The organism is Massilia sp. METH4, from assembly GCF_037094685.1.
GTDB lineage: Bacteria > Pseudomonadota > Gammaproteobacteria > Burkholderiales > Burkholderiaceae_D > Rugamonas.
The window spans coordinates 4,032,415-4,057,805 of the sequence record NZ_CP146614.1 but is presented as its reverse complement, the minus strand read 5'-3'; the positions used below and the strand labels follow the sequence as shown (position 1 = coordinate 4,057,805).

At 66.5% G+C, this 25,391-nt stretch carries 20 protein-coding genes; 14 read left to right on the top strand and 6 right to left on the bottom strand.

Annotation, left to right across the window (positions count from 1 at the left end; translation table 11 throughout):
• Positions 1-32: 32 nt before the first annotated feature.
• The 3 genes from V6Z91_RS17865 (at position 33) to V6Z91_RS17855 (ending at position 3,892) form a co-directional block, all read left to right on the top strand.
• Positions 33-1,139, top strand: a complete 1,107-nt coding sequence (locus V6Z91_RS17865; protein ID WP_338759128.1) for a catalase family protein — start codon at positions 33-35, stop codon at positions 1,137-1,139.
• Between the two features lie 261 nt (positions 1,140-1,400).
• Complete coding sequence (locus tag V6Z91_RS17860) at positions 1,401-3,446, top strand: S9 family peptidase (RefSeq protein WP_338759127.1); 2,046 nt, start codon at positions 1,401-1,403, stop codon at positions 3,444-3,446.
• A gap of 62 nt (positions 3,447-3,508) precedes the next feature.
• Entirely contained in the window at positions 3,509-3,892 is a 384-nt protein-coding gene (locus V6Z91_RS17855; protein WP_338759125.1) for a VOC family protein, read from the top strand.
• A gap of 6 nt (positions 3,893-3,898) precedes the next feature.
• Here V6Z91_RS17855 and V6Z91_RS17850 read toward each other — a convergent pair whose 3' ends face one another.
• Positions 3,899-4,576: a hypothetical protein gene (locus V6Z91_RS17850; protein ID WP_338759124.1), complete on the bottom strand. Its 678-nt coding sequence runs from the start codon at positions 4,574-4,576 to the stop codon at positions 3,899-3,901.
• Between the two features lie 35 nt (positions 4,577-4,611).
• Positions 4,612-5,817: a selenoneine synthase SenA gene (senA, locus tag V6Z91_RS17845; RefSeq protein ID WP_338759122.1), complete on the bottom strand. Its 1,206-nt coding sequence runs from the start codon at positions 5,815-5,817 to the stop codon at positions 4,612-4,614.
• 16 nt (positions 5,818-5,833) lie between these two features.
• Between senA and senB the strand changes: the two genes are divergently transcribed.
• Both senB and selD read left to right on the top strand, forming a co-directional pair.
• Complete coding sequence (gene senB / locus V6Z91_RS17840) at positions 5,834-6,805, top strand: selenoneine biosynthesis selenosugar synthase SenB (RefSeq protein ID WP_338759119.1); 972 nt, start codon at positions 5,834-5,836, stop codon at positions 6,803-6,805.
• A gap of 20 nt (positions 6,806-6,825) precedes the next feature.
• A complete protein-coding gene (selD, locus tag V6Z91_RS17835) occupies positions 6,826-7,875 on the top strand; it encodes a selenide, water dikinase SelD (protein ID WP_338759117.1) in 1,050 nt (349 codons plus the stop codon).
• 126 nt (positions 7,876-8,001) lie between these two features.
• On the opposite strand, the gene V6Z91_RS17830 is transcribed toward selD, so the two are convergent.
• Complete coding sequence (locus V6Z91_RS17830; protein ID WP_338759115.1) at positions 8,002-9,606, bottom strand: sialidase family protein; 1,605 nt, start codon at positions 9,604-9,606, stop codon at positions 8,002-8,004.
• 976 nt (positions 9,607-10,582) lie between these two features.
• On the opposite strand from V6Z91_RS17830, the gene leuA reads away from it, so the two are divergent.
• Complete coding sequence (gene leuA / locus V6Z91_RS17825; RefSeq protein ID WP_338759113.1) at positions 10,583-12,277, top strand: 2-isopropylmalate synthase; 1,695 nt, start codon at positions 10,583-10,585, stop codon at positions 12,275-12,277.
• A gap of 155 nt (positions 12,278-12,432) precedes the next feature.
• On the opposite strand, the gene egtB is transcribed toward leuA, so the two are convergent.
• Complete coding sequence (gene egtB, locus V6Z91_RS17820; protein WP_338759111.1) at positions 12,433-13,686, bottom strand: ergothioneine biosynthesis protein EgtB; 1,254 nt, start codon at positions 13,684-13,686, stop codon at positions 12,433-12,435.
• A gap of 12 nt (positions 13,687-13,698) precedes the next feature.
• Positions 13,699-14,730, bottom strand: a complete 1,032-nt coding sequence (gene egtD / locus V6Z91_RS17815; RefSeq protein ID WP_338759109.1) for an L-histidine N(alpha)-methyltransferase — start codon at positions 14,728-14,730, stop codon at positions 13,699-13,701.
• Between the two features lie 160 nt (positions 14,731-14,890).
• On the opposite strand from egtD, the gene V6Z91_RS17810 reads away from it, so the two are divergent.
• From V6Z91_RS17810 to V6Z91_RS17775, 8 genes are all read left to right on the top strand, one after another.
• Positions 14,891-15,751 carry a putative selenate ABC transporter substrate-binding protein gene (locus V6Z91_RS17810; protein ID WP_338771917.1) on the top strand — a complete coding sequence of 287 codons (861 nt, stop codon included), beginning with the start codon at positions 14,891-14,893 and terminating at the stop codon, positions 15,749-15,751.
• Positions 15,752-15,753: 2 nt separating this feature from the next.
• Entirely contained in the window at positions 15,754-16,602 is an 849-nt protein-coding gene (locus V6Z91_RS17805) for an ATP-binding cassette domain-containing protein (RefSeq protein WP_338759108.1), read from the top strand.
• Between the two features lie 13 nt (positions 16,603-16,615).
• Positions 16,616-17,461 (top strand): ABC transporter permease, encoded by an 846-nt coding sequence (locus V6Z91_RS17800; RefSeq protein ID WP_338759107.1) that lies wholly within the window; start codon positions 16,616-16,618, stop codon positions 17,459-17,461.
• Positions 17,462-17,463: 2 nt separating this feature from the next.
• Entirely contained in the window at positions 17,464-18,255 is a 792-nt protein-coding gene (phnE, locus tag V6Z91_RS17795) for a phosphonate ABC transporter, permease protein PhnE (protein ID WP_338759106.1), read from the top strand.
• A gap of 26 nt (positions 18,256-18,281) precedes the next feature.
• Positions 18,282-18,962 carry an ABC transporter ATP-binding protein gene (locus V6Z91_RS17790; protein ID WP_338759105.1) on the top strand — a complete coding sequence of 227 codons (681 nt, stop codon included), beginning with the start codon at positions 18,282-18,284 and terminating at the stop codon, positions 18,960-18,962.
• 133 nt (positions 18,963-19,095) lie between these two features.
• Positions 19,096-19,383: a hypothetical protein gene (locus tag V6Z91_RS17785; RefSeq protein ID WP_338759103.1), complete on the top strand. Its 288-nt coding sequence runs from the start codon at positions 19,096-19,098 to the stop codon at positions 19,381-19,383.
• Between the two features lie 232 nt (positions 19,384-19,615).
• Complete coding sequence (locus V6Z91_RS17780; protein ID WP_338759101.1) at positions 19,616-20,839, top strand: efflux RND transporter periplasmic adaptor subunit; 1,224 nt, start codon at positions 19,616-19,618, stop codon at positions 20,837-20,839.
• A gap of 2 nt (positions 20,840-20,841) precedes the next feature.
• Positions 20,842-24,066 (top strand): multidrug efflux RND transporter permease subunit, encoded by a 3,225-nt coding sequence (locus V6Z91_RS17775; RefSeq protein ID WP_338759100.1) that lies wholly within the window; start codon positions 20,842-20,844, stop codon positions 24,064-24,066.
• Between the two features lie 415 nt (positions 24,067-24,481).
• Here V6Z91_RS17775 and V6Z91_RS17770 read toward each other — a convergent pair whose 3' ends face one another.
• Positions 24,482-25,255, bottom strand: coding sequence for a GNAT family N-acyltransferase (locus tag V6Z91_RS17770; protein ID WP_338759099.1), 774 nt, complete (start codon positions 25,253-25,255; stop codon positions 24,482-24,484).
• Positions 25,256-25,391: the final 136 nt, after the last annotated feature.

Sequence of the window (25,391 nt, the reverse complement as noted above, 5' to 3'; positions counted from 1 at the left end):
TGGTCTTTCAATTCCATCAACAAGGAACAGCCATGCGTCCTCCGATCGAATACGACCCGCGTTACGAAATCCTCGAGGAAGGCGAAGGCGATACGCAAGCCGACCTGCTGGACGTGCTGCACGGGATCGCGGACACGACCTTTCGCGACACGGGCCAGCCGCTGCGCAGCGTGCATGCCAAGAGCCACGGCCTGCTGCACGCCGAATTGCGCGTACTGCCGGACCTGCCTTCCGTGCTGGCCCAGGGCCTGTTCGCCTCGCCAGCCAGTTACCCGGTAGTCATGCGGCTGTCGACGACGCCGGGCGATGTACTGCCCGACGCCGTTTCCACGCCGCGCGGCATGGCGCTGAAAGTGATCGGCGCCCAGGGGCCGCACCTGCTCGGCAGCGAAAACGATGTCACGCAGGATTTCGTGCTCGTCAACGCCACGACCTTCCTGAATGCCGGGCCGAAAGCCTTCCTGGGCGGCCTGACGATGCTGGCGGCCACCACCGACAAGGCGCCCGCCCTGAAGCGGGTGCTGTCGGCCGCGCTGCGCAAGGTCGAAGGCGCCCTCGAAAAGACGGGTACCGACAGCGCCGCCCTGAAGGGCATGGGCGGCCACCCGGCCACGCACCCGCTCGGCGACACGTACTACAGCCAGGTGCCGATCCTGTACGGCCCCTACATGGCCAAGGTCGCGTTGGTGCCGACGGCGGTCGGCCTGAAAACGCTGCACGGCCAGCCGGTGGACGTGGCTTCCGACCCCGACGTGTTGCGCAAGGCCGTGGCGGAGCACTTCGCCCAGCAAGGCGGCGAATGGGACTTGCGCGTGCAACTGTGCACGAATATCGAGGAAATGCCGATCGAGAACGCTGCGTCCGAATGGTCCGAGGAACTCAGCCCCTACGTCACCGTGGCACGGCTCGTCGCCCCGCCGCAGATCGGCTGGAGCGAGGCGCTGTCGCAGGCGATCGACGAAGGCATGAGCTTCTCCCCGTGGCACGGCCTGGCCGCGCACCGGCCGCTGGGCTCCGTCAACCGGGTGCGCAAGGCGGCCTACGAAATGTCCGCCAAGCTGCGCGCCCAGCGGCGCGGCGCCCCGATCGTGGAACCGACGTCGCTGGACGGCCTGCCGTTCGATTTCACGGAACATTGACGCCGCCGCCGGCGCCAATGCACTGGTGTCGGACACCTTTTCCGGCCGGGTCTGCCGGAAAAGGTGTCCGACATCGGTCTTCGCCCGATGCATCGTCAGCTGTACATCCCGCGAAAACCGGTGTCGCACACTTTTTCCGGATAAACACCCGGAAAAAATGCCCGACACGAGCGCCTCTCCCGCCTGGGAATTTCCATTTGCTATCATGCGCGCCTTGGCCGGCGCGCGCCGGCCTCCCTTTTTGAAGATCGGAGAAACCGGATGACCCTACGCCTGCTGGTAATCGGCGCTGCGCTTGCAGCCGCCACCAGTGCGGTGGCGGCCCCACGAGGGCTGACCATCGAAGACCTCGCGAGCATGGACCGCGTCGGCAGCCCCGTGCTGTCGCCCGACGCCTCGCGCGTCGTCTACACCGTGCGCGGCACCAACCTGGAAAAGAACCGCGGCATCACCCAGCTGTGGATGATTGACCTGCGCGCGGCCAAGCCCGTGCCGCAGCAGCTCACTTCGCACGAAGCAAGCAGCCTGGACCCCGAGTGGTCGGCCAGCGGCGACGCCATTTACTTCCTGTCCAGCCGCTCCGGCACGTCGCAGGTGTGGCGCCTGCCCGCCGGTGGCGGCGAGGCGGTCAAGGTGACCGACCTGCCGCTCGATGTCGACAGCTTCCACGTCTCGCCCAAGGGCGACCGCCTGGCGGTGACGATGGCCGTATTCCGCGATTGCGCCGACCTGGCCTGCACGAAGAAGCGCAACGACGAGAAGGCCGCCGGCAAGGCCACGGGCAAGCTGTACGACCAGATGTTCGTGCGCCACTGGGATACGTGGGCGGACGGCAAGCGCAACGTGCTGTACTCGGTGCCCCTGGGCGCCGGCACGGCCGCCAGCGCGGTCAGTCTGTCCGGCACCCTCGATGGCGACATCACCAGCAAGCCGTTCGGCGACCGCACCGAATACACGTTCAGCCCGGACGGCCAGCGCATCGTGTTCGCGGTGCGCGTGGCGGGCAAGAGCGAATCGTGGTCGACCAACTTCGACCTGTATGAAGTGCCCGCCGCCGGCGGCGCCGCGCCGCGCAACCTGACGGCCGACAATCCAGCCTGGGACACCAAGCCGCAATTCTCCCCGGACGGCAAGACCCTCGCCTACCTGGCGATGAAGCGCCCCGGCTTCGAGGCCGACCGCTTCCACATGATCCTGCAGGATGTGGCGACCGGCAAGAAGCGCGTACTGGCCGAGGACTGGGACCGTTCGATCGCCGACTACCGATGGCGCCCGGACGGCAAGGCCCTGCTGGCCAATGCCGACGATACCGGCAACCACCGCCTGTTCTCGCTCGATGCCGCCAGCGGCAAGGTCACGGCGCTGACCGACAAGGGCTACGTCGCAGAGTTCGACGCCAAGCGCGACACGGTCGTGATGGCGCAGAACAGCCTGCACGATGGCGCCCAGCTCTATAAACTGGCCGGCACCAAGGCGACGCAGCTGACGCACGCGAACCGCGAACGCCTGGCCGGCGTGAAGATGGGCGAGTATGAACAGTTCTCCTTCGCCGGCGCAAATGGCGACACGGTCTACGGCTACGTGATGAAGCCGTGGAATGCGGAACCGGGCAAGAAATACCCGGTGGCCTTCCTGGTGCACGGCGGCCCGCAGGGCAGCTTCGGCAACTCGTGGAGCTACCGCTGGAATCCGCAGGTGTACGCCGGCGCCGGCTACGCCACCGTCTTCATCGACTTCCACGGTTCCACCGGCTACGGCCAGGCGTTCACCGACTCGATCAGCGGCGACTGGGGCGGCAAGCCGCTCGAAGACCTCAAGAAGGGCCTGGCCGCCGCTGGCCAGAAGTACCCATGGCTGGACACGTCGAACGCCTGCGCGCTGGGCGCTTCCTACGGCGGCTACATGATGAACTGGATCGAGGGTAACTGGAGCGACGGCTTCAAGTGCATCGTGAACCACGACGGCGTGTTCGACCAGCGCGGCATGGCTTACTCGACCGAGGAACTGTGGTTCACCGAATGGGAAAACGGCGGCACGTACTACGCCAACCCGGAAGGCTATGAGAAGTTCAACCCGGTGCACCACGTGACGAAGTGGAAGACGCCGATGCTGGTGATCCAGGGCGACCTGGACTTCCGCATTCCCACCGCGCAGGCGCTGGGCACGTTCACCGCGCTGCAGCGCCAGGGCATCAAGTCCAAGCTGCTGGTGTTCCCGGACGAGAATCACTGGGTGCTCAAGCCCGCCAACTCGATCCAATGGCATCACACCGTGATCGGCTGGCTCGATGAACACCTGAAGAAGTAAGATCGATGATCGACGGGATGGCGTTCGCCATCCCGTCGCCCCTTTTGAAAGCAAGGACTCCGATGCTCAAGAGAATCCACCACGCCGCCATCATCTGCTCCGATTACGAACGCTCGAAGCGCTTCTACACCGAGGTGCTGGGCCTGGCCGTCATCGCGGAAAACTACCGCGCTGCGCGACAGTCGTACAAGCTGGACCTGCAACTCCCGGACGGCTCGCAGATCGAGCTGTTCTCCTTCCCCAATGCGCCGGAGCGGCCCTCCTACCCGGAGGCGCGCGGCCTGCGCCACCTGGCGTTCGCCGTGGACGATGTCGAAACGTGCAAGGCGCACCTGGAAGGACATGGGCTTGCCGTCGAGCCGGTGCGGGTCGACGAACACACGGGGCGGCGGTTCACCTTCTTTGCCGATCCGGATGGCTTGCCGCTGGAGTTGTACGAGGGCTGAAACGCCTTATTCAGCAGCCATGAGGCGCCTGGACAATGCCGCGTGGGTCCAGTCGAGACCCACCAGCGCAGTCCCTGCCTCGTCAGCCATCACCAGTCCCAGCCTGCCCGAATTCGCATCGGGCGCCGGGAAGTAGGTCACGCTCCTGATCGGGCGCGTCGAACGGAGCAGTTCGACCGGAGCGCCGAAGCGGCCGCCGCGCCGCGTGAACGCCGCCACGACATAGCCGTCGGCGGCCTGCCACAAGCCCACATCGAGCGAGCGCTTTTCATTGGCGATCGTGGTAGTCATCACGTTCGACGCCATGATGAATCTGGCCTGCTCCATCGGCGGGTGCTCGCCCGAGAGCGGTCCGCCACCGAAATTCGTCAGGCCCGCCAGCCTGGGCATGTGCGTGAACCGGCCGTCCTGCCCGGCGGCGAAAGCCGCGCCGTCATCGAAGAAGATCACGCCCATCCGCGATGCATGGACGCCGTCCGCGCAAGGGCCCTGCAGCCATGCCATATCGGAAAGCAAGATGCCATCCCCATCCGGCGCGGCTGGCGGAACCGCAAGCTCCGGCAGCGAGCGTTCACCCGGCACCATGACCAATCCGGCCGCGCGCGCCGACGGGTCGGCGCAGGCGGGAGGTACCGGGGTCGCCATGGCGGCGCAGGAAGCGGCCAGCAGCATGGCGCCCGCCATGCGTCGAGCCCGCGAAGAATGCGGCGAACGCTTGCTCATCGGTCCCACCCACAGGTACGGAAGCCGCAGAAAATGTCATCCCGCTCGGGCATATAGAAATTGCGGAACCTGGCCGAGCCGAACCGCGACGGCGTGGCGAACGACGCCCCGCGCAGCACCTGGTGCGTGGCGAACCACGGCTCGGAATACTCGCGATAACGGTCCGGCGTGAAGCCGGGATACGGCTCGAACGGCGATGCCGTCCATTCCCACAACTGGCCCCAGCGGAAAGCCGGGTGGCCGTACAGCGCCGCGTACTCCCACTCCGCTTCGGTCGGCAGCCGCCGCGCGGCCCAGGCGCAGTAGGCCTGGGCCTCGTACAGGCTCACGTGGCGCACCGGTTCGTCCGGGTTCAGCGTGGCGGGGTCGCCAAAGCGCACGGTGCGCCAGTCGCCGCCCTCGCGCTGCCAGTAGCGCGGCGCCGAGCGTTCCTGCTGCATCAGCCAATCCGCGCCACCGGTGCTCCAGAACTGGCGGTTGTCGTAGCCGCCGTCGGCGATGAAGTCCATGTACTGGCCATTCGTCACCAGCCCCGCATCCATGCGGAACGGCGCCACGTAGATCGGATGGGCGAACTTCTCGTTGTCGAACACGAAGCCGGCGCCGTCCGCCGGGCAGCCCAGTTGCAGCGTGCCGCCGGGGAAACGGATGTCGCCGGGACTGGCCGGTGCCGATTCGTCGTGCGTGAGATGCGCGGGGGCCTGCAAGCCCAGGGTCTGCAAGGTGTACAGGAAGGCTTCGCCGTGCATGTCCTCGTGGGCCAGGGCCAGGCGATAGGGGTACAGCGCCTCGTCCACGTTCGCTTCGCGCGACAGCTTGTCGAGCACGCGGTCGAGCACTTCGTGGCAGTAGGTCTTCACGCCGCCCGTAGTCGGCAGGTCGAGCGTCCAGCGGCTGCGGTGCGGCACGTTGGCCGAATCGAACCAGTCGTCGCCTTTGGTCAGCAGCGACGCGAACTGGGCGTCCGCGGGATGGCTCGACAGCGCCTCGCGCAGGATGAACCACTCGGCGAACCAGGCCGTGTGGCCCAGTTCCCACAGCGGCGGATTGACGATGCGCAGGCGCGGCACGTTGGCCGGCACATCCATGCCCGCGGCGGCGAAGCAGTCGAACAGGGCGAGCGTATAATGCCGCGCATCTTGCAAGGCCTCGGCCAGTTGCTGCGTGCGCGCGGTGCGGAAGGAGGCGGTAATGGAATTCATACAACGATTGTAACCAATGGCAGCCTCCCGCAAACCATCGATCTGCATCGTCAGCCCGGGCACGGCGCGGGACAATAACGGCAACTGGCACACGGCCGACCGCTGGGCGCAGTTCCTGCGCGACGGCTTCGACGTGGCGGTGCGGGATGGCTGGACTGGCGACGATCCCCTCCCCGACCTGCTGATCCTGTTGCACGCACGGCGCTCGGCGCCGTCGCTGAAGGCGTTCCTTGAACACCGCGACAAGCAACCTGTCCTGCTGGTCCTGACCGGAACGGACGTTTACCACGACATCCACCACGACGCCGACGCCGGCCGCGCGGTGACGCTGGCCGACGCCCTCGTGGTGCTGCAACCCGCAGCGCTGGACGAGTTGCCGGATGCCGTGCGGCACATTGCCCACGTCATCTACCAATCGGCGCCGCCGCTGGCGCCCGAGCCGGCGGCGCGAAAGGCCATCACAATGGTCGGCCACCTGCGCGAGGTGAAGGACCCGGGCACGTTCATGCGGGCCGCCGCGCTGGTGACGGGACCGGATGTGCTGCTGCAGCAGATCGGCGGCGTGCTCGATTCCGAGCTGGGGCGCCTTGCCGAACGTACTCAGGAACAGGTTTCGCACTATGCCTGGCTGCGGGCGCAACCGCGCGAGGTGGTGCGGGAAGCGATCCGCCGCAGCCACGCGCTGGCAATCTGCTCGACCATGGAGGGCGGCGCCAACGTGATCGTGGAAGCCGTCACGAGCGGCGTGCCGGTGCTGGCCAGCGACATCAGCGGTAACCGCGGCATGCTGGGCGAGGGTTACGCCGGCTACTACCCGGTCGGCGACGCGGCCGCCCTCGCCCGCCTGATCGACCGCAGCGTCACCGACGAAGCCTTCATCGCCACCCTGCGCGCCCAGTGCGCCGCCCGCGCCCCGCTGTTCGCGCCGGAGGCGGAGCGGGCAGCTTTGCGGCGGCTGGTGGATAATCTGCTCCCATCGAATCCTTGAAGCCCAATTGGCAAAACCACATGACTACTGAACCGATCAAACTCACCTCGTTTTCCCACGGCGGCGGCTGCGGCTGCAAGATCGCGCCGGGCGTGCTTTCCGAGATCCTGAAAAACTCGAGCGGCTTGCCCGTGCCGAAGGAACTGCTGGTCGGCATCGAGACGGCCGACGACGCGGCCGTCTATAAGCTCAATGACGAGCAGGCACTGATCGCCACCACCGATTTCTTCATGCCGATCGTGGACGATCCGTTCGACTTCGGCCGCATCGCCGCCACCAATGCGATCTCCGACGTGTACGCGATGGGCGGCACGCCGATCATGGCGCTGGCCCTCGTCGGCATGCCCATCAACAAGCTGCCGATCGAGACGATCGGGCAGATCATCAAGGGCGGCGAGTCGATTTGCGCCGAGGCAGGCATTCCGATCGCCGGCGGCCACACGATCGATTCCGTGGAACCGATCTACGGCCTGGTGGTGATGGGCCTGGTGCACCCGTCGAAGATCAAGCGCAATGCCGATGCCAAGGTTGGCGACGTCCTCGTGCTGGGCAAGCCGCTGGGCGTGGGCGTGCTGTCGGCGGCGCTGAAGAAGAATGTGCTGGGCGAGGAAGGCTACGCGGCGATGATCGCCAATACCACCAAGCTGAACAAGCCGGGCAAGGCGCTGTCCGAACTGCCGGGCGTGCACGCGCTGACGGACATCACCGGCTTCGGCCTGCTGGGCCACACGCTGGAACTGGCGCGCGGGGCGAAGCTGACGGCCAAGCTGACGATGTCGCAGATTCCACTGCTGCCCGGCGTGGAGCAACTGGCCCACGACGGCTACTTCACGGGTGCTTCAGGCCGCAACTGGGATGCCTACGGCAAGGACGTGACGCTGTCGCCGAACATCACGCCGGCCCAGCACACGCTGCTGACCGACCCGCAGACGTCGGGCGGGCTGCTGGTGTCGTGCGATCCGTCGGCCGTGGAGCAGGTGCTGGCAATCTTCCGCGAAGGGGGATTCGAGGCGGCTGCAGTGGTTGGGGAAATGGCGGCCGGGGAGGCGCGGGTGCAGGTGGCAGGTTAAGTTCGCGGCACCCTGCGCCGGCGGTCCACCGGAGCGGTGACGAGTCCGCCGAATCGCGCGGGCTCGTTCTCCGAGTGGCTGTGCGCCGGTCGGTCCCGTCATCACCGCGGCGCAACGATGCCGGGATTACTTCTGGCCGGACAGCATCTCGAGGAACTTGCTGTCGAACGTGGTGTACTCCTGGGTCCAGGTCTGTGCACCGTCCTTCGACGAATGGATCGAGAAGACGCCGGTGTACCCCCGGTCGTAAGCCAGCAGGCCGCCGGAGTTGAGCGGCAACATCTGACCGCCCTGCCCGTTCTCAGGACGGGCCTTCCACGTCTTGCCGCCATCGCCGCTGGCCTGCAGCTGGACCTTGCCGAACACCTCGCCCGCATACAGCAGCAGCGTGCCGTCCGCCAGTTCCACGGCTGGCGAGCGCATCACCTTGAACGGGCCCTCGACGGCCGTCCATGTGCGGCCGTCGTCGCGCGACACATGGACCGCGCCGAACGCCTTGGCCATGCCCCCCTTGATCGTCTCCACACTGAGCACATTGTTCGGGCTCACGAAGAGGTCCACGATCCGGCGGCTCTCGGGCAACGGGCGCTTGGTCCACGCGCCGGTGGCGTATTCGTAGAAGTGCATCGGCCCCTTGTACAGGCTATAGGCAAAGCCCGTCGGCGTCGGCCACATGAAGAACTGTTTCTCGCCGCCCCAGAAGGCCGCCTTCACGCTCTCGCTTCCCACGCTCTGCCAATCGCCGCCCTCCAGGCGCCTGGAGTGGAAGAAGGTGAGCCGGTCGCCATCCTGGTGCGCCACGTACCAGCCGACGTTTGGATTGCCGTAGATGCGCATCAGGTTACCCAACGGCAGGTTCCCCCTGTCGACGGGCGTCAGCGTCGTGGCGCCTGGCACATGCTTGAGCAGCGCGCCGAATTCCCCGACGGCGAGCAGGTCGGCATCCGGCAGCGTTACCGGCAGCACGCACAGCAGCGATTCGATGCCCGGACCGCGCACGATGTTCCAGCGCCCGCCACGGTCCCGCAGCAGCACGCTGCCGAGGCGGCTGGCGGCCGCCACGCGCCCATCGTCCAGCTCCGACATGCAGTCGGCCCCCACCGGCCGCGTCAGCGCATATTCCTCGACGCGGTCGGTTTCGAGGGGCGGCTTGGTCCAGCCGCCTTGCACCGGTACCGTGAACAGCCGCGCGTATTCGGGCGAGTAGCGCTTCAGCAGCTCGGCATTGGACTGAACCAGCCTGCTGCGCCCATGCAGCACCTTCGTGTTTAACGGCGTGACGATCAGCCGGCCCAGATCGACCGGCGCGCCGGCCGTGACCGCGAAGACGCCCAGCGTGTCGTGACGCGCGCGGGACACGTTCAGCTTCAGGTTGCTGCGGGCATCGACCAGGTCGGTGATGTAGTACTTACCAGCAGGCAGGTTGCCGACGAACAGCGCCGTGTCGCGCGCCATGCCCGGCGCCACCCGGCGCAGTTCGTATGTATCGATCGTCACGACGGCCAACGGGTTCTCGCCGGGCTCGGAGAACCGAACCAGCCGTATCGTGTCGAACCCACGCACTTCCGCCGTGTTGCTGGTGGTGCTCAACACCACGGGGCTCTGCCCCTGCGTGGCCGGTGCCTTGGTCGGATCGGTGGCGATCGTTTTGGTAACACAGCCGGAAACCGCGACTGCCAATGCGAGAGTCGCGATCAAGCGGACGGCCCGCGCGAAGGTATTTTGTTTCATGAAGATGGTCGTTACAAAAAAGAAAAAACTATAGCAGTGATGTTGCAACACGGAAAGAAATACTTCACAAATGAAGCGCAATTGTTGTGAACTCGACAGAAAAGCCGCTGAAAAGACGCGGTCGGCGGGAAGGTTGCGTCAATGCATTGTCGGCCGGCAGGCGCGCGTCGCTCGAAGGTTTCCCTGCAACGCTGCTTGGGGGCCCGTACGTGACAGCCTGCTGTTATTGCTGCTGACGGGTCGCGGTATCGGCTGACAATGCGATATCGCCACCGGCCGTGATGTCGCTGCCGAACGACGTGACTTTGCTGTTGACGCAACCACTGCCCGCCTGATCGACACGTGCCGCCGGTGCTGAGCATCGACGCGACCGCGTGGTGATGGAGGTCCACCACCTTGTTTTCGCTCTTCGAGCTGCAAAGGTTGATGTTGACCTGCAGCCCTGTCTTGTGGACCTCCGCTAGCGATTTGGGCCGATCGAGTGGGAGAAAACATTGCGTGCACGAACCACGCGGGCCATGCGAAAGCCCGCTACATCGTTCCACCGTGCGTGCCTCCGACGGTTGTGCCGGGCTTTTTCTCTTGACAAGCGCAAACAGCTTCTCTTACATTGATGCCATGTTCACGCATCCGCAACCATCCGCTTTCCTGCTATCGCTTGCCGGCCTACCGCTGGCAACGCGCCTACTAGCACGCGCCTGATTCGTTTCACCCCTGTGCGCGCTGCACACACTGTTGTACCTCCGCCGGCCACAAGCCGCACCGTCTCACAAGTCAGGAAAGATGCACCGATGCCCGCCATCCATTCACACGTCGCACGCGCGCAGCCGCAGTCGCTGATCTGGCTACTGCCTCTGCCGCTATCGCTACCGACCGGTTGCCTGGTCCAGCGCCCCGTGGCCCATCAGGCAGCCTTTCGCCACATGCAGCGACCGCCATCGGTCCCCGACAGAATCCGAGAACCCAGGAGTACACCATGATGTTGCAGAACCCGTCCGTGAAATACATCGCCTTCCCGCCCGTGCAGTTGAGCGACCGCACCTGGCCGAACCAGACCATCTCGAAGCCGCCGATCTGGATGAGCACCGACCTGCGCGACGGCAACCAGGCGCTGATCGAACCGATGAGCGTGGAGAAGAAGCTGAAGTTCTTCGACCTGCTGATCAAGACGGGCCTGAAGGAAATCGAAGTGGGCTTCCCCTCGGCGTCGCAGACGGACTTCGACTTCGTGCGCAAGCTGATCGACGAAAAGCGCATCCCGGACGACGTGACCATCATCGTGCTGACCCAGTCGCGCGAAGAACTGATCCGCCGCACCGTGGACGCCGCGGCGGGTGCCAAGAAGGCAATCATCCACCTGTATAACTCGGTGGCCCCGGTGTTCCGCAAGGTGGTGTTCAATATGTCGCGCGAGCAGATCGTCAATATCGCCACCACTGGCACCACGCTGGTCAAGGAACTGCTGGCGCAGCATCCGGAAACCGACTGGACGTTCGAATACACGCCGGAATCGTTCTCCACCACCGAGCTGGATTTCTCCAAGCAGATCGTGGACGCCGTGACGGCCATCTGGCAGCCCACGCCGGAGAAGAAGATGATCGTCAACCTGCCGACGACCGTCGAATGCAGCACGCCGAACGTGTACGCCGACCAGATCGAATGGATGTGCCGGAACATCGAGCGCCGCGAGTCGATCATCATCAGCGTGCACCCGCACAATGACCGCGGCACCGCCGTCGCTTCCGCCGAACTGGCCGTCATGGCCGGCGCCGAGCGCGTCGAGGGCTGCCTGTTCGGCAACGGCGAACGCACCGGCAACGTCGACCTGGTCACGCTGGCCCTGAACCTGTACACGCAAGGCGTGCATCCGGGCCTGGACTTCTCGGACATCGACTCGGTGCGCAAGATCGTCGAGGAATGCAACCAGCTGCCGGTGCACCCGCGCCACCCGTACGTGGGCGACCTGGTGTTCACCGCGTTCTCCGGCTCGCACCAGGACGCGATCAAGAAAGGTTTTGCGCAGCAGCAGCCGGACGCGCCGTGGGAAATCCCCTACCTGCCGATCGACCCGCAGGACCTGGGCCGCAGCTACGACGCGGTGATCCGCGTGAACAGCCAGTCCGGCAAGGGCGGCATGAGCTACCTGCTGGAACAGGATTACGGCCTGGTGCTGCCGCGCCGCCTGCAGATCGAGTTCTCGCGCGCCGTGCAGGCCGTGGCCGACGAGACGGGCCTCGAAATCACCTCCGAAGGCATTCACGAGATCTTCGAGCGCGAGTACTTCGCGCAGACGTCGCCGTATGCCTACGTGTCGCACAAGATGACGGAAGACAGCAGCGCCGACGAGACTGTGCAGATCGACATCGGCCTGCTGCATCGCGGCGCCCCGCTCGCGCTGCAAGGTGGCGGCAACGGCCCGATCGATGCGTTCGTGGACGCGCTGGGCCTGGACGTGAAGCTGATGGACTACCACGAGCACGCGATCGGCCACGGCGCCAATGCCAAGGCGGCCTGCTACGTGGAACTGCGCCTGGATAACGGCCCGACGCTGTTCGGCGCGGGCATCGACAGCAATATCGTCACCGCGTCGTTCAAGGCCGTGCTGTCGGCGGTGAACCGGCAGTTGAAGCAGAAGGAAGCGGTGGCAGCGGCGGCGAACGCGGCGGCTTGATCCGACCGGGGCGCTTGGTGTCGTACATCATTTTCTCCAGAAAATGGTGTACGACACCGGTGTTCCTGTGAGCTCGCCAATGCTTCCGAAGAAAACCGGTGTCGTACACCTTTACGAGCTTTGCTCGTAAAGGTGTACGACACCAGGTGCTATAACTACCGCGCCAATCTGATTCCCGTAAATTGCCAGCGCGCCCCCGCCGGGAAGAAGTTCCGGTAACTGGCCCGTCCATGCCCCGCGGGCGTGGCGCACGACGATCCCCGCAGCACGTACTGGTTCACCATGAACTTGCCGTTGTATTCGCCGATGGCGCCGGCGGCCGGCTTGAAGCCGGGGTAAGGCGCGTAGCTGCTGCTGGTCCATTGCCAGCAGTGGCCGAACATGTCATGCAGCGAACCGGAAGCATCCGCGCCGCCCGGATGCGGCAACGCCGATGGCGAGCCGGGCACCACGCCGGCCTGGCGCGCGGCGTGTTCCCACTCCGCTTCCGTCGGCAGCCGGGCACCGGCCCAGTGCGCATACGCATCCGCCTCGAACAGCGAGATATGCGTGAGCGGCCGCTCCAGGTCCAGGGGCTGCAAGCCCATCAGCGTGAACTCGCACCATGTGCCGTCCTCGCCGCGGCGCCAGTACAGCGGCTTGTCGATGCCCTGGGCGCCGATCCAGTCCCACCCTTCGGCCAGCCACAGCGCGGGATCGCGGTAGCCGCCGGCCTCGATGAAGGCCAGGTATTCGCCGTTCGTCACGAGCCGCGAGGCCAGCGCGAACGGTTCCACGAACTGGCGGTGGCGCGGCAGTTCGTTGTCGAAGCAAAAGCCATCGCCTTCGTAGCCGATTTCCGTCACACCACCCTCGAACGGCAGCCAGGCCAGCGCCAAGGCGGGCTCCACGCGCGGCAGGGGTTCGGCCAGGTATTCCGGATTCAGGCCGTTCTGCGCCAGCAGGTGCTTCACATCCGTCAGCATCAGTTCCTGGTGCTGCTGCTCGTGCTGCAGGCCCAGCGTGAGCAAGGCGGCGAGCCGGGCGCGCGCATCGGCATCGAGCGAGCCGCCGATCAGCGCGGCGATGCGCTCGTCCACATCGGCGCGGTACGCGCGCACCTGCGCCATCGAGGGGCGCGTCAGCAAGCCGCGCTGCGGGCGCGGGTGCTTCTGGCCCACGCCGTTGTAATAGGAATTGAACAGCACGCGGAACGCCGGGTGGAAGGGCGCGAAATCCCGCTCCATCGCTTCGAGGATGAAGGTCTCGAAGAACCACGTGGTGTGCGCCAGGTGCCATTTGATCGGACTGGCGTCCGGCATCGACTGGGCGCCGCAGTCCTCGTCGGACAGCGGCGCTGCCAGCGCCAGCGAATGCTCGCGCACGGCGCGGTAGCGGGCCGTCCACACGGCCGGGTCGATCAGCTGCATGCGAATCCTCCCCTAAGCCGCCGATGCGCTAGCGTGCATGACGGCGAACCAGCCGGCATCGTCGGTCCATGTGGCATCGGCCCTGAAGCCGGCCTGCGCCAGCACGTCGGCAAAGCTCTCCGGCGTGTACTTGTAGCTGTCCTCGGTATGAATGCGCTCGCCGCGGGCGAAGCGCCGTTCGCCGCCCGGCCAGTGCACGGTCAGTGCCATGCGCGCTTCCAGGTGCATTTCGATGCGGCTTTCCTCGGTGTTGAAGAAGGCCACGTGGCGCCACTGGCGCACGTCGAAATCGGAACCCGTCAGGTGGTTCAGGTGGCGCAGCATGTTCAGGTTGAACGCCGCCGTCACGCCGATCGCATCGTCGTAGGCGGCGTCCAGCACGGCCGCATCCTTCACCAGGTCCACGCCGATCAGCAGGCCGCCGTCGACGGGTGCGTTCTCGCGCACGCGGCGCAGGAAGGCGATCGCCTCGTGCGGCGCGAAGTTGCCGATCGAGGAACCGGGATAGAAGAACGTGCGGCGCGCCAGGTTCACGCTCGACGGCAGGGTGAACGGGCCCGACAGGTCGAGCGCCAGCGCCGACATGGCGATCTTCGGAAAGCGCTGCTGGAGCCGGCCGACGGCTTCGTTCAGGAAGTCGCGCGAAATATCGATCGGCACGTATTGTTGCGGCTGAAGCAAGGGAAACAGGCTGGCCGCCTTCGCGCAATTGCCCGCGCCCAGGTCGATGAGCGTGCCCCCCGTGCCCACGCGGCGGGCGATATCCTCGCCGTGGGCGGCAAAGATCGCCGCTTCCGTTCGTGTGGGATAATACTCGGGCAGCTCGCAGATCGCCTCGAACAGGCGCGAGCCCAGGCTGTCGTACAGGTATTTCGGTGAGGTCCGCGCCTGCGGGGCCAGCAGGCCGGCCTGGATCTCGGCAATCGCGGCGCGGTCGCCGTGCGCTACCGCGCCGTCGGCGTCGGCCGCATTGTCAACCCCTACCGCATCGTCGGCAAGGGTGTGCAGCGCGGCGCTGCGGCGCATCGTTCGGGTCATGGGCATGATGTCTCTTTCTTGATTGTTACTGACTGTCAGGACCGCGAAGGCAGTTTTGCTATGATACTCAATTACAAAAATCTGGGCGCCCCGCTTTGGTAGCGTTGACAGCCGAGTGACGGTGCCCCGCAAGCAGCAACATCTATAACAACTTTATTACTCCATGATGAAACGTACCTTCCTGCGCGCCGCCGGCGCCCTCGCCCTCGGCACCCTGTTTTCCCTGCCTGCCCTCGCCCAGGGCGTGCTGCGCGTCTCGGCCATTCCCGACGAAGCGCCGACCGAACTGCAGCGCAAGTTCAAGCCGCTGGGCGAATACCTGGAGAAGAAGACCGGCATGAAGGTCGAATTCACCCCGGTGACCGACTACGCCGCCTCCGTCGAAGGGCTGGTGAACAAGAAGCTGGACATGGTGTGGTTCGGCGGCTTCACCTTCGTGCAGGCGAAGGAACGCAGCAAGGGCCAGGTGGTGCCACTCGTGCAGCGCCTGGAAGACGAAAAATTCCGCTCCGTGTTCATCACCACGTCGCCGTCGATCACGAAGCTGGACGACCTGAAGGGCAAGACGCTGTCGTTCGGCTCGGAATCGTCCACGTCCGGCCACCTGATGCCGCGCTCGTTCCTGCTGGGCGCGAAGATCGATCCTGACAGCGACCTGAAGCGCGTGGCCTATTCGGGCGCGCACGACGCCACCGTGGCCGCGGTCGCCGGCGGCAAGGTCGATGCGGGCGCCCTGAACATCTCCGTGTGGGAAAAGCTGGTGGGCGAGAAGAAGGTCGACACGTCGAAAGTGCGCGTGTTCTACACGACTCCGGCCTACTACGATTACAACTGGACGGTGCGCGCCGACATGCCGGCCGAGCTGAAGAAGAAGATCACCGACGCCTTCCTGGCCCTGGATGCCAGCACGCCGGAAGGCAAGGAAATCCTGGCACTGCAGCGCGCCACGAAATTCGTTCCGACCAAGGCGGAAAACTACGCGGCCATCGAAGCGGCGGCGAAAAGCGCCGGTCTCCTGAAGAAGTAATAGTGGCAATCGACAGTCATCCCGTGCAGGCCGGCAGCCCCGTCTACCGGCTGGACAACCTGTCCGCCCGCCATGCCGGCGGTACCCGTGCCTGGGCGCTGCAGGAGATCTCTCTCACCGTGCAGCCCGGCGAGCAGCTGGCCCTGATCGGCCCCTCGGGCGCTGGCAAGACCACGCTGCTGGCCACGCTATCGGTGGGCCATGTGCCCGATGGCGGCACGTTCGAGGCGTTCGGCAGCGATCCCTGGCGACTCTCCGAGCGCGAGCGGCACAAGCTGCGCGCACGGCTGTTCCTCGCGCCGCAAACGCCGCCGCTGCCGCCGCGCCAGCGCGTGGTCACGGCGGTGCTGGCGGCGCGGCTGCCGCAGTGGAGCCTGTGGCAGGCGCTGGTGTCGCTGGTCAAACCCGTCGACCCGGAAGCGGCGTGGCGCGCGCTGTCGCGCTTCAACCTGGGCGACAAGCTGTATGCGCGCGTGGACCGCCTCTCCGGCGGCGAGCGCCAGCGCTGCGGCCTGGCGCGCCTGCTGCTCTCGTCCGCGCAGGCCCTCCTGGTCGACGAGCCGCTGTCCGCCCTCGACCCGGCCCTGTCCCAGCTGACCCTGACGACGCTGCAGCAGGAGGCGGCCGCCCGCAACGCGGCCCTCGTGTGCAGCCTGCACCAGGTGGACCTGGCGCTGGCGCACTTCCCCCGCATCGTGGCGCTCAAGGAAGGCCGCATCGTCTTCGACCTGCCGCGCGAACAGGTCACGCAGGCGATGATCGACGAGCTGTATTTGAACGAACAACCGCCCGCCAATACGCCGCACCCGGAGACGCTGCCCGAGAAGCTCGCCGTGGGCGCCTGCCTCTAGCCTGCAAGACCCGATGCAGAACATTCCCGCCGCATCCTATGCCGAACGGCATCCCGACCCGGCCTGGCGCGGCCGCGTCACGGCCACGATCGTCGCACTGCTGATCCTGTGGCCGATGCTGGTCGCCAGCGAGTTCGAGCCCGCGCTGCTGTTCGATGGCGACAGCGTGAACGCCACGCTGCGCTTTCTCGCCGATTTCCTGCCTCCCGCGCATTCGCCGGAATTCCTGCAATTGCTGGTGCGCGAAACGTGGCAGACGGTTGCCATCGCCACGGCCGGCCTCACGCTGGCCCTCGTGGGCGCCATTCCCGCCACGCTGATCGTCACCGAGCGGCTGTCTATCTCGCACCTGGGCACGGGCCGCATGGCCCTCGTGCCGCGGGCGGTGCGGCAGGCCGTGCGCTGGCTGCTGGTGCTGCTGCGCAGCGTGCCAGAGCTGGTGTGGGCGCTGCTGTTCGTGCGCATCATCGGCCTGGGTCCCACCGCCGGCGTGCTGGCGATCGCGCTCACCTACTGCGGCATGCTGGGCAAGGTGTACGCCGAAATCCTCGAATCCTCGGAGCGGCATGCCAGCGATACGCTGCTGGCCAACGGCAGCTCGCGCCTCGGCGCGCTGCTGTATGGCGCGCTGCCGGAATCGGCGTCGGAACTCGTGTCGTACACCGTGTACCGGTGGGAATGCGCGATCCGCGGTTCCGTGGTGATGGGCTTCGTGGGTGCCGGCGGCCTGGGGCAGCGCATGGATGAATCGATGAAGATGCTGGCCGGCGCCGAGGTGTCGACGATGCTGCTCGTATTCGTGCTGCTGGTGGCTTGCGCCGACCTCGTGTCGAAACAGTTGAGGAAGCGGCTCGGATGACCATGCAGGATAAAGTCCCCTCGCCCCCGCCGCGCCGCTGGTCCGGGCCGCTCCTGGCACTGGCGCTGCTCGCCCTCGTCGGCGCCAGCTTCGCCAGCCTGCCGCTACACTTCTCGGCCTTTTTCACGGCCGACGCGGTGGCCAGCGTGGCCGAATTCATCGCCGGCTTCGCCCCGCCCGAGATGGGCGCCGGCTTCCTGCGCAAGACGGCCATCGCCACGGCCGAAACGCTGGCCATGTCGGCGGTGGGCACGCTGCTGGCCGTCGCGGCCGGCCTGCTGCTGGCGATCCCGGCCGCTGGCCGGTTCGGCCGCCCGCTGCGCGGGGCCGTGCGGGCCGTGCTGAACGTGCTGCGTTCGATCCCGGAGCTGGTCTGGGCCTCCGTGCTGCTGATCGCCGCCGGCCTGGGCCCCTTCCCCGGCACGCTGGCGCTGGGCGCGCACACGGCCGGAGTGCTCGGCCGGCTGTTCGCCGACGCGCTGGAAAACGCCACCCCGCTGCCCGAGCAAAGCCTGCGCACCAACGGCGCCACGCCGATGGCCGCGTTCTTCTACGCCACCCTGCCGCAGACGCTGCCACAGATGTTGTCCTATACACTGTACCGCTGGGAGAACAATATCCGGGCCGCGGCGATCCTCGGCGTGGTCGGTGCCGGCGGGCTGGGGCAGATGCTGAAGTACCACCTGTCGCTGTTCCAGATGCAAAAGGCCGCCACCGTCATCCTGGCCATGCTGCTGCTGGTGGCGCTCGTCGATGGCGCCAGCTTCTGGCTGCGCCGCAAGCTGACCCGATAATCCACGACAATCCATCAAGGAAGCCGATGCTGGAACTGCGCAAGCTGAGCAAGACATACGCGGGCGGCCGCCCGGTGCTGTCCAACCTGTCGTACCGCTTCGCGGCCGGCGAATTCGTCGCCATCATGGGCGATTCCGGCGTCGGCAAGTCCACGCTGCTGAACCTGATTGCCGGGCTCGACCACCCCGACCCCGGCCCCGAGGCAGCCATCCTCGTCGACGGCATCGCCATGGCCGCGCTGGACGACAATGCCGCCACCCGCCTGCGCCGCCAGCGCATGGGCTTCATCTTCCAGGCCTTCCACGTGCTGCCCCACCTGACGCTGTTGCAGAACGTGGCGCTGCCCCTGTTACTCAACGGCATGCCGCAAGGCCGCGCCGCCGAGATGCTTGCCGCCGTCGGCTTGAAGGGCCGCGAGCAAAGTTACCCTCACGAACTGTCCGGTGGCGAAATGCAGCGGGTGGCGATTGCCCGCGCGCTCGTGCACCGCCCCGCGCTGGTGCTCGCCGACGAGCCCACCGGCAACCTCGACCCCGACACGGCGCATGCCGTGCTCGAGGTGTTGCGTACCGAGATACGGGCCAGCGGCGCCTGCACGATCATGGTCACCCACTCCCAGGCAGCCGCGGCCATGGCCGATCGTACGCTCATCCTTACGCGCGCTGGATTGCAAGACGCAACGCCTGTCAAGTCGATTGGTCATTAACACGTCATATTTTTTGTATAAGACGCGCGCTTTTTTTTTCAGCCGTAGTATGATTTCCTTAACTTGCTTGGTTATCAATATTTTTTCCATCAAGCGACGCCTTTTTACGCATGTCTTTTTCAGGGAGGAGCAAATGAGCGTGAGGCAAAAGAAAATGGAACTCATCGAGGCAATGAACCGGGCGCGGGCATTGGAGCCTTCCAGCTTCGTGCCGAACAAGCTCCTGGACACCTTGATCGAGCGGATGAACCTGAAGAACGACGCGGAACTATGCCGCGTGCTCGAGGTGCAGCCGCCGATCATCAGCAAGATTCGCCACCGCAAGCTGGCTGTGGGCGCAACCATCCTGTTGCGCATGCACGAGAAATCGGAATTGAGCATTCGGGAACTCAAAGAATTGTCCAATGCGTCCGTGCACTGAGCGTGCAATGCCCGGCGCCGGCATCGCATCCCGGCGCCCTTTTCCTTCCCCCTCAGTAACTCCTCTCGGTAACTCCCCCATTAACTCTCCGCAGTAACTCTCCGCAGTCCCGCTGCAAGTCTTTCCTGACACAGATCGCCGTGTCGCGCTTCCCGCTTCAGGGAGATGTTGACCTCCCCTGCCCGCACTAGACTGGTGCATGGCAACCATGCCGCTTCCGGAGGGTACCGCGATGTCCGAGCCATTCCGCCCGTCTTTTCGACTTCCCCTGCGCCTTGCCGCGCTCCTGATCCCAATCTTCCTTGCCGGCTGCAAGCAGGCCGAAAGCCAGACTCCCGCCGGGGGCGCCCCGCCGCCGGCCCCCGTCTCCGCCGCCACGGTCGTCGAAAAGGACATCGTGGAGACGCAGGAATTCTCCGGCCGCCTGGAAGCCGTGGAACGCGTGGAGATCCGCCCGCGCGTGCCCGGCTATATCACGGCGGTGGAATTTTCGGCCGGCGCCCTGGTGAAGAAAGGCCAGCCCCTGTTCACGATCGACGCGCGCCCCTACCAGGCCGAACTCGCGCGGGCCGAGGCCAACGCCAATTCGGCGCGCGCCCGCGCCGGCCTGGCCAAGGTGGAACTGGAACGCGCCGAACGCCTGCTGGGCGACCGGGCCATCGCGCGCCGGGAATTCGACGAACGGGTGGCCGCCCAGAAGGACCTGGAAGCGGCGGCCCGCTCGGCCCAGGCCGAGGTCGAGACAGCCCGCCTGAACCTGGGCTACACGCGCGTGACGTCGCCGATCGACGGCCGCGCAAGCAAGGCCGAAATCACGGTGGGCAACTTGGTGGACCAGACCGCGGTGCTGACCTCCGTCGTGTCCACGGACCGCATCTACGCCAGCTTCGACGGCGACGAGGACACGTACCTGCGCGTGCGCGCCCGCGCCCGGCAGGACGAGCCGGTGCCGGTGAAGGTCGGCCTGGCCAACGAAACGGGCTTCCCGCACGAGGGCAAGCTGGAATTCGTGGACAACCGGCTCGACCCGGCCACCGGCAGCGTGCGCATGCGCGCCACGTTCGCCAACAAGGACGGCACCCTGGTGCCGGGACTGTTCGCCCGCGTGCAGATCGCGGCCGGCAGCGCCGGCAAGGATGGCGGCAAGAACGGCGGCAAGAACGGGGGCACCTCGCGCGCGCTGCTGATCCACGACCGCGCAGTGAACACGGACCAGGACCGCAAGTTCGTCTACGTGGTCGGCAAGAGCGGCAAGGCCGAATACCGGCCAGTGGTGCTCGGCCCCGCGGCGGACGGCTTGCGCGTGGTGCGCCAGGGCCTGGCGCCGGGCGAGCGCATCGTGGTCGGCGGCTTGCAGCGCGTGCGGCCCGGCGCGCCGGTGCAGCCCAAGCTGGTGCCGATGGATGCCGATCCCGACGCGCCGGCACGGGCGGGCAGCACGCCCAAGGCGGGGTGACCATGAACTTCCCCCGCTTCTTCGTCGACAAGCCGATCTTCGCGGCCGTGCTGTCGATCCTGATCTTCGTGGCCGGCCTGATTTCGATCGTCGAACTGCCGGTGTCCGAATACCCGGAGGTCGTGCCGCCTTCCGTGGTGGTGCGCGCCCAATATCCCGGCGCGAACCCGAAGGTGATCGCCGAAACGGTGGCCGCGCCGCTGGAAGAGCAGATCAACGGCGTGGAAAGCATGCTGTACATGGATTCGAAGGCCACCTCCGACGGCTCGCTGGCGCTGACCGTCACCTTCCAGGTGGGCACCAACGTCGAACAGGCCGAGACCCAGGTGCAGAACCGCGTGCAGCGCGCCCTGCCCCGGCTGCCGGAGGAAGTACGGCAGATCGGCGTCACCACCGCCAAGTCGTCGCCGAACCTGACGATGGTGGCCCACCTCGTGTCGCCGAAGGGCCGTTACGACGACGTCTACCTGCGCAACTACGCGGTGCTGAACGTGAAGGACCAGCTGTCGCGCATTCCCGGCATGGGCGAGGTGATCCTGTTCGGCGCCGGCGACTACGCCATGCGCGTGTGGATCGACCCGCAAAAGCTGGCCGCGCGCGGCATGACGGCGCCGGACGTGGTGAACGCGATCCGCGAGCAGAACGTGCAGGTGGCCGCCGGCGTGGTGGGCGCATCGCCCACCAAGGATTCGCAATTCCAGCTGACGGTGAACGCGACCGGCCGCCTGAAGACGGTGGACGAATTCGGCGCCGTCATCGTGCGCACCAACGAGGATGGCGCGGTGACCCTGCTGCGCGACGTGGCGCGCGTGGAGCTGGGGTCGAACTCGTATGCGCTGCGTTCGCTGCTGAACAATAAATCGGCCGCGGCGATCGGCATCTTCGAGGCGCCCGGCGCCAATGCCCTGCAATTGTCGGAGGACGTGCGCGCCACGCTGAAACGCCTGCAGGCGGACTTCCCCGAAGACGTGGAGTGGCAGGTCGTCTACGACCCCACGCAATTCGTGCGCGAATCGATCCGCGCCGTCATCCACACGCTGCTCGAGGCGGTGGCCCTGGTGGTGCTGGTGGTGATCGTGTTCCTGCAGACCTGGCGGGCATCCATCATCCCCCTGCTGGCGGTGCCCGTGTCGATCGTGGGCACCTTTGCCGTGATGCTGCTGTTCGGCTTTTCGATCAACACGCTGTCGCTGTTCGGCCTCGTGCTGGCGATCGGCATCGTGGTCGACGATGCCATCGTCGTGGTGGAGAACGTCGAGCGCAATATCGCGTCCGGCCTGTCGCCGCACGATGCCACGATCCAGGCGATGAAGGAAGTGTCCGGCCCCATCATCGCCATCGCGCTGGTGCTGTGCGCGGTGTTCGTGCCGATCGCCTTCGTTTCCGGCCTCACGGGCCAGTTCTACCGCCAGTTCGCGCTGACGATCGCGATCTCCACCGTGATCTCGGCGCTGTGCTCGCTGACGCTGGCGCCGGCCCTGTCGGCCGCCCTGCTGAAGGCGCACGACGCACCGAAGGACCGCCTCACCCGCGCCATGGACAAGGTGCTCGGCCCCTTCTTCGGCTGGTTCAACCGCTTCTTCCATCTCGCGTCCGAATCGTATGGCCGGGGCGTGAAGGGCGTGATGGTGCGCAAGAGCCTCGGCATCGGCGTCTACCTGGCGCTCACGGTGGCCGCCGTGTTCGTGTTTCGCGCGGTGCCGTCCGGCTTCGTGCCGCAGCAGGACAAGCAATACCTGGTCGGCTTCGCGCAACTGCCCGACGCGTCGTCGCTGGAGCGCACCGATGCGGTGATCCGCCGCATGTCGACCATCGCCAAGGATGTTCCGGGCGTGATGGACGCGGTGGCCTTTCCCGGCCTGTCGATCAATGGCTTCATCAATGCGCCGAACACGGGCATCGTGTTCATCGGCCTGAAGCCGTTCCACGAGCGCACGACGCCCGAACTGTCCGGCAACGGCATTGCCGCCGAAGTGAACAAGCGCATGGGCGCCGTCGAGGATGCGTTCATCATGGTGTTCCCGCCGCCGCCCGTGAATGGCCTGGGTTCGATCGGCGGCTTCAAGATGATGGTCGAGGACCGGGGCAGCCTGGGCTACGACGCGCTGTACGGCGCCGTGCAGGCCTTGCAGGCGAAGGCGTGGCAGACACCGCAACTGGCCGGCGTGTTCTCCAGCTACCAGATCAATGTGCCGCAATTGTTCGCCGACGTCGACCGAACCCGTGCCAAGCAGCTGGGCGTGCCCCTGCAAACGATCTACCAGACCCTGCAGATCAACCTGGGTTCGCTGTACGTAAACGACTTCAACCAGTTCGGCCGCACCTACCAGGTGGTGGTGCAGGCGGACGCGCCGTTCCGTTCGCAGCGCGAGCAGATCGCGCAGTTGAAGGTGCGCAACGACAAGGGAGAGATGATCCCCCTCTCCTCGCTGATGCGCATCAGCGATACCTACGGGCCGGACATGGTGAACCGCTACAACGCCTACCTCGCGGCGGACATCAGCGGCGGCCCGGCGCCGGGCGTGTCGTCCGGCCAGGCCCAGGAAGCGATGACGGCGCTGGCGCGCGAGGTGCTGCCGAAGGGGATCACGTTCGAATGGACGGACCTCACGTACCAGGAAATCCTGGCCGGGAACACGATGGTGTTCGTGTTCCCCTTGTGCGTGCTGCTGGTGTTCCTCGTGCTGGCCGCGCAGTACGAAAGCTGGACGCTGCCGCTGGCCGTGATCCTCATCGTTCCCATGTCGATCCTGTGCGCCCTCGTGGGCGTGAAGCTGACCGGCGGCGACAACAACGTGTTCACGCAGATCGCCCTGTTCGTGCTGGTGGGCCTGGCGTCGAAGAACGCGATCCTGATCGTGGAATTCGCCCGCGAGCTGGAAGACCACGGGCGCAGCGTCGTGCAGGCGGCGCTGGAGGCGTGCCGGCTGCGGCTGCGGCCGATCCTGATGACGTCCATCGCCTTCATCATGGGCGTGCTGCCCCTCGTGTTCTCCAGCGGCGCCGGCGCCGAGATGCGGCATGCGATGGGTGTCGCCGTGTTCGCCGGCATGCTGGGGGTGACGTTCTTCGGGCTGTTCCTCACGCCGCTGTTCTACGTGATCCTGCGCGGGCTGGCGCTGCGGATCTCGGGGGCGCCGCACAAGCGGCATCATGCGGATACGGGGCTGGGTGCGGCTGGCGGGTCCGCGGCGCATGTACCGATGTCGCGGGATATGGGGCGGTGATGGCTGCGCTGGCCTGCGGCCCGAAGGGGTCTGTCCCCGGTAAGTGTTGGCGGTGGCGCTCGCCGCTAGCGTCACAAGGGGACTGACCCCGGTTTCTTGGCGGGCGCCGCCATCGCGCAGGCAAACACCGGGGTCAGTCCCCTCGCCCCGCCGCGTGCAAGCGCGGCTGTCAACGCTTACCGGGGACAGACCCCTGCGGATCCGCCGCCAACGGCTGCGTCAGGAGCAGGGACTGACCCAGGGTTTTGGCGGGCGCCGCCATCCTGCAGGCAAACACCGGGGTCAGTCCCCTCGCCCCGCCGCGTGCAAGTGCGGCTGTCAACGCTTACCGGGGACAGACCCCTGCGGACCTACCGTCAGCGGCTGCCTCAGGAACAGGGGACAGCCCCCTGCGGATCGGCTGCCAGCGGCTGCTTCAGGCCGCGATCGCCATCTCCTCCACCCCGTAATGCCGCGCATACCGCGCATCGAGGTTCGCCAGCGGCATCAGCACGAACAGGTCGGCGCTGTCGAAGTCGGGGTCCCAGGCCGGCTCGCCGCAGATCCAGGCGCCGGAGCGCATATAGCCTTTCAGCAGCGCGGGCACGATGGGCGCGGCGGCGGGCTCGATCTTCGAGTACGGGAACGGCAGGTGCGGCGTGACGCGGTATTCGGGTGGCGACAGCCGCGTTTCGCGCAGTTCGCGGAACACGGCGACGGCGTTGTGACCGCCGTCGGCCAGGCTGATGCTGGCGCAGCCGGCCAGGTAGTCGCAGCCCTGGCGGTGCATGTAGTCCGCCAGCGCGGCCCACAGCAGCATGATCACGCTGCCGCCGCGGTAGTCGGGATGGATGCAGGCGCGGCCCGCTTCCACGATGCGCCCGCGCAGAGGGTTCAGGCGGCCCACATCGAACTCGCCTTCGGAGTAGAAGCGGCCCAGGCGGCGGGCGCCGGCCGGCGGCAGCACGCGGTAGGTGCCCACGACTTGCAGCGTGAGCGCGTCGCGCACCAGCAGGTGGTCGCAGTGTTCGTCGAACTCGTCGCAATCGAGGCCGTCGGGGCGAACCAGCGCGCTCAAGCCCATGCCTTCGATGAAGACGCGGTAGCGCAGGCGCTGCGCCTCGCGCAACTCTTCGGGCGTGCTGGCGATGCTCGTTACAAGGCGGGGGCGCGGGGCGCGGGAGGCGGCCGCGATGGTCGTCTGCTGCATGCTTCGTCCTTCCGTTCAGGTGGAGACGAAGCAAGCGTAGCGGCGGATTACTTCAAGACCATGACAGGTCCATGTCGGTTCCGTGACCGTGGCGCCGGCGCGTCACTTGCAGACCGCTATTGCACGTGGCGCGCCG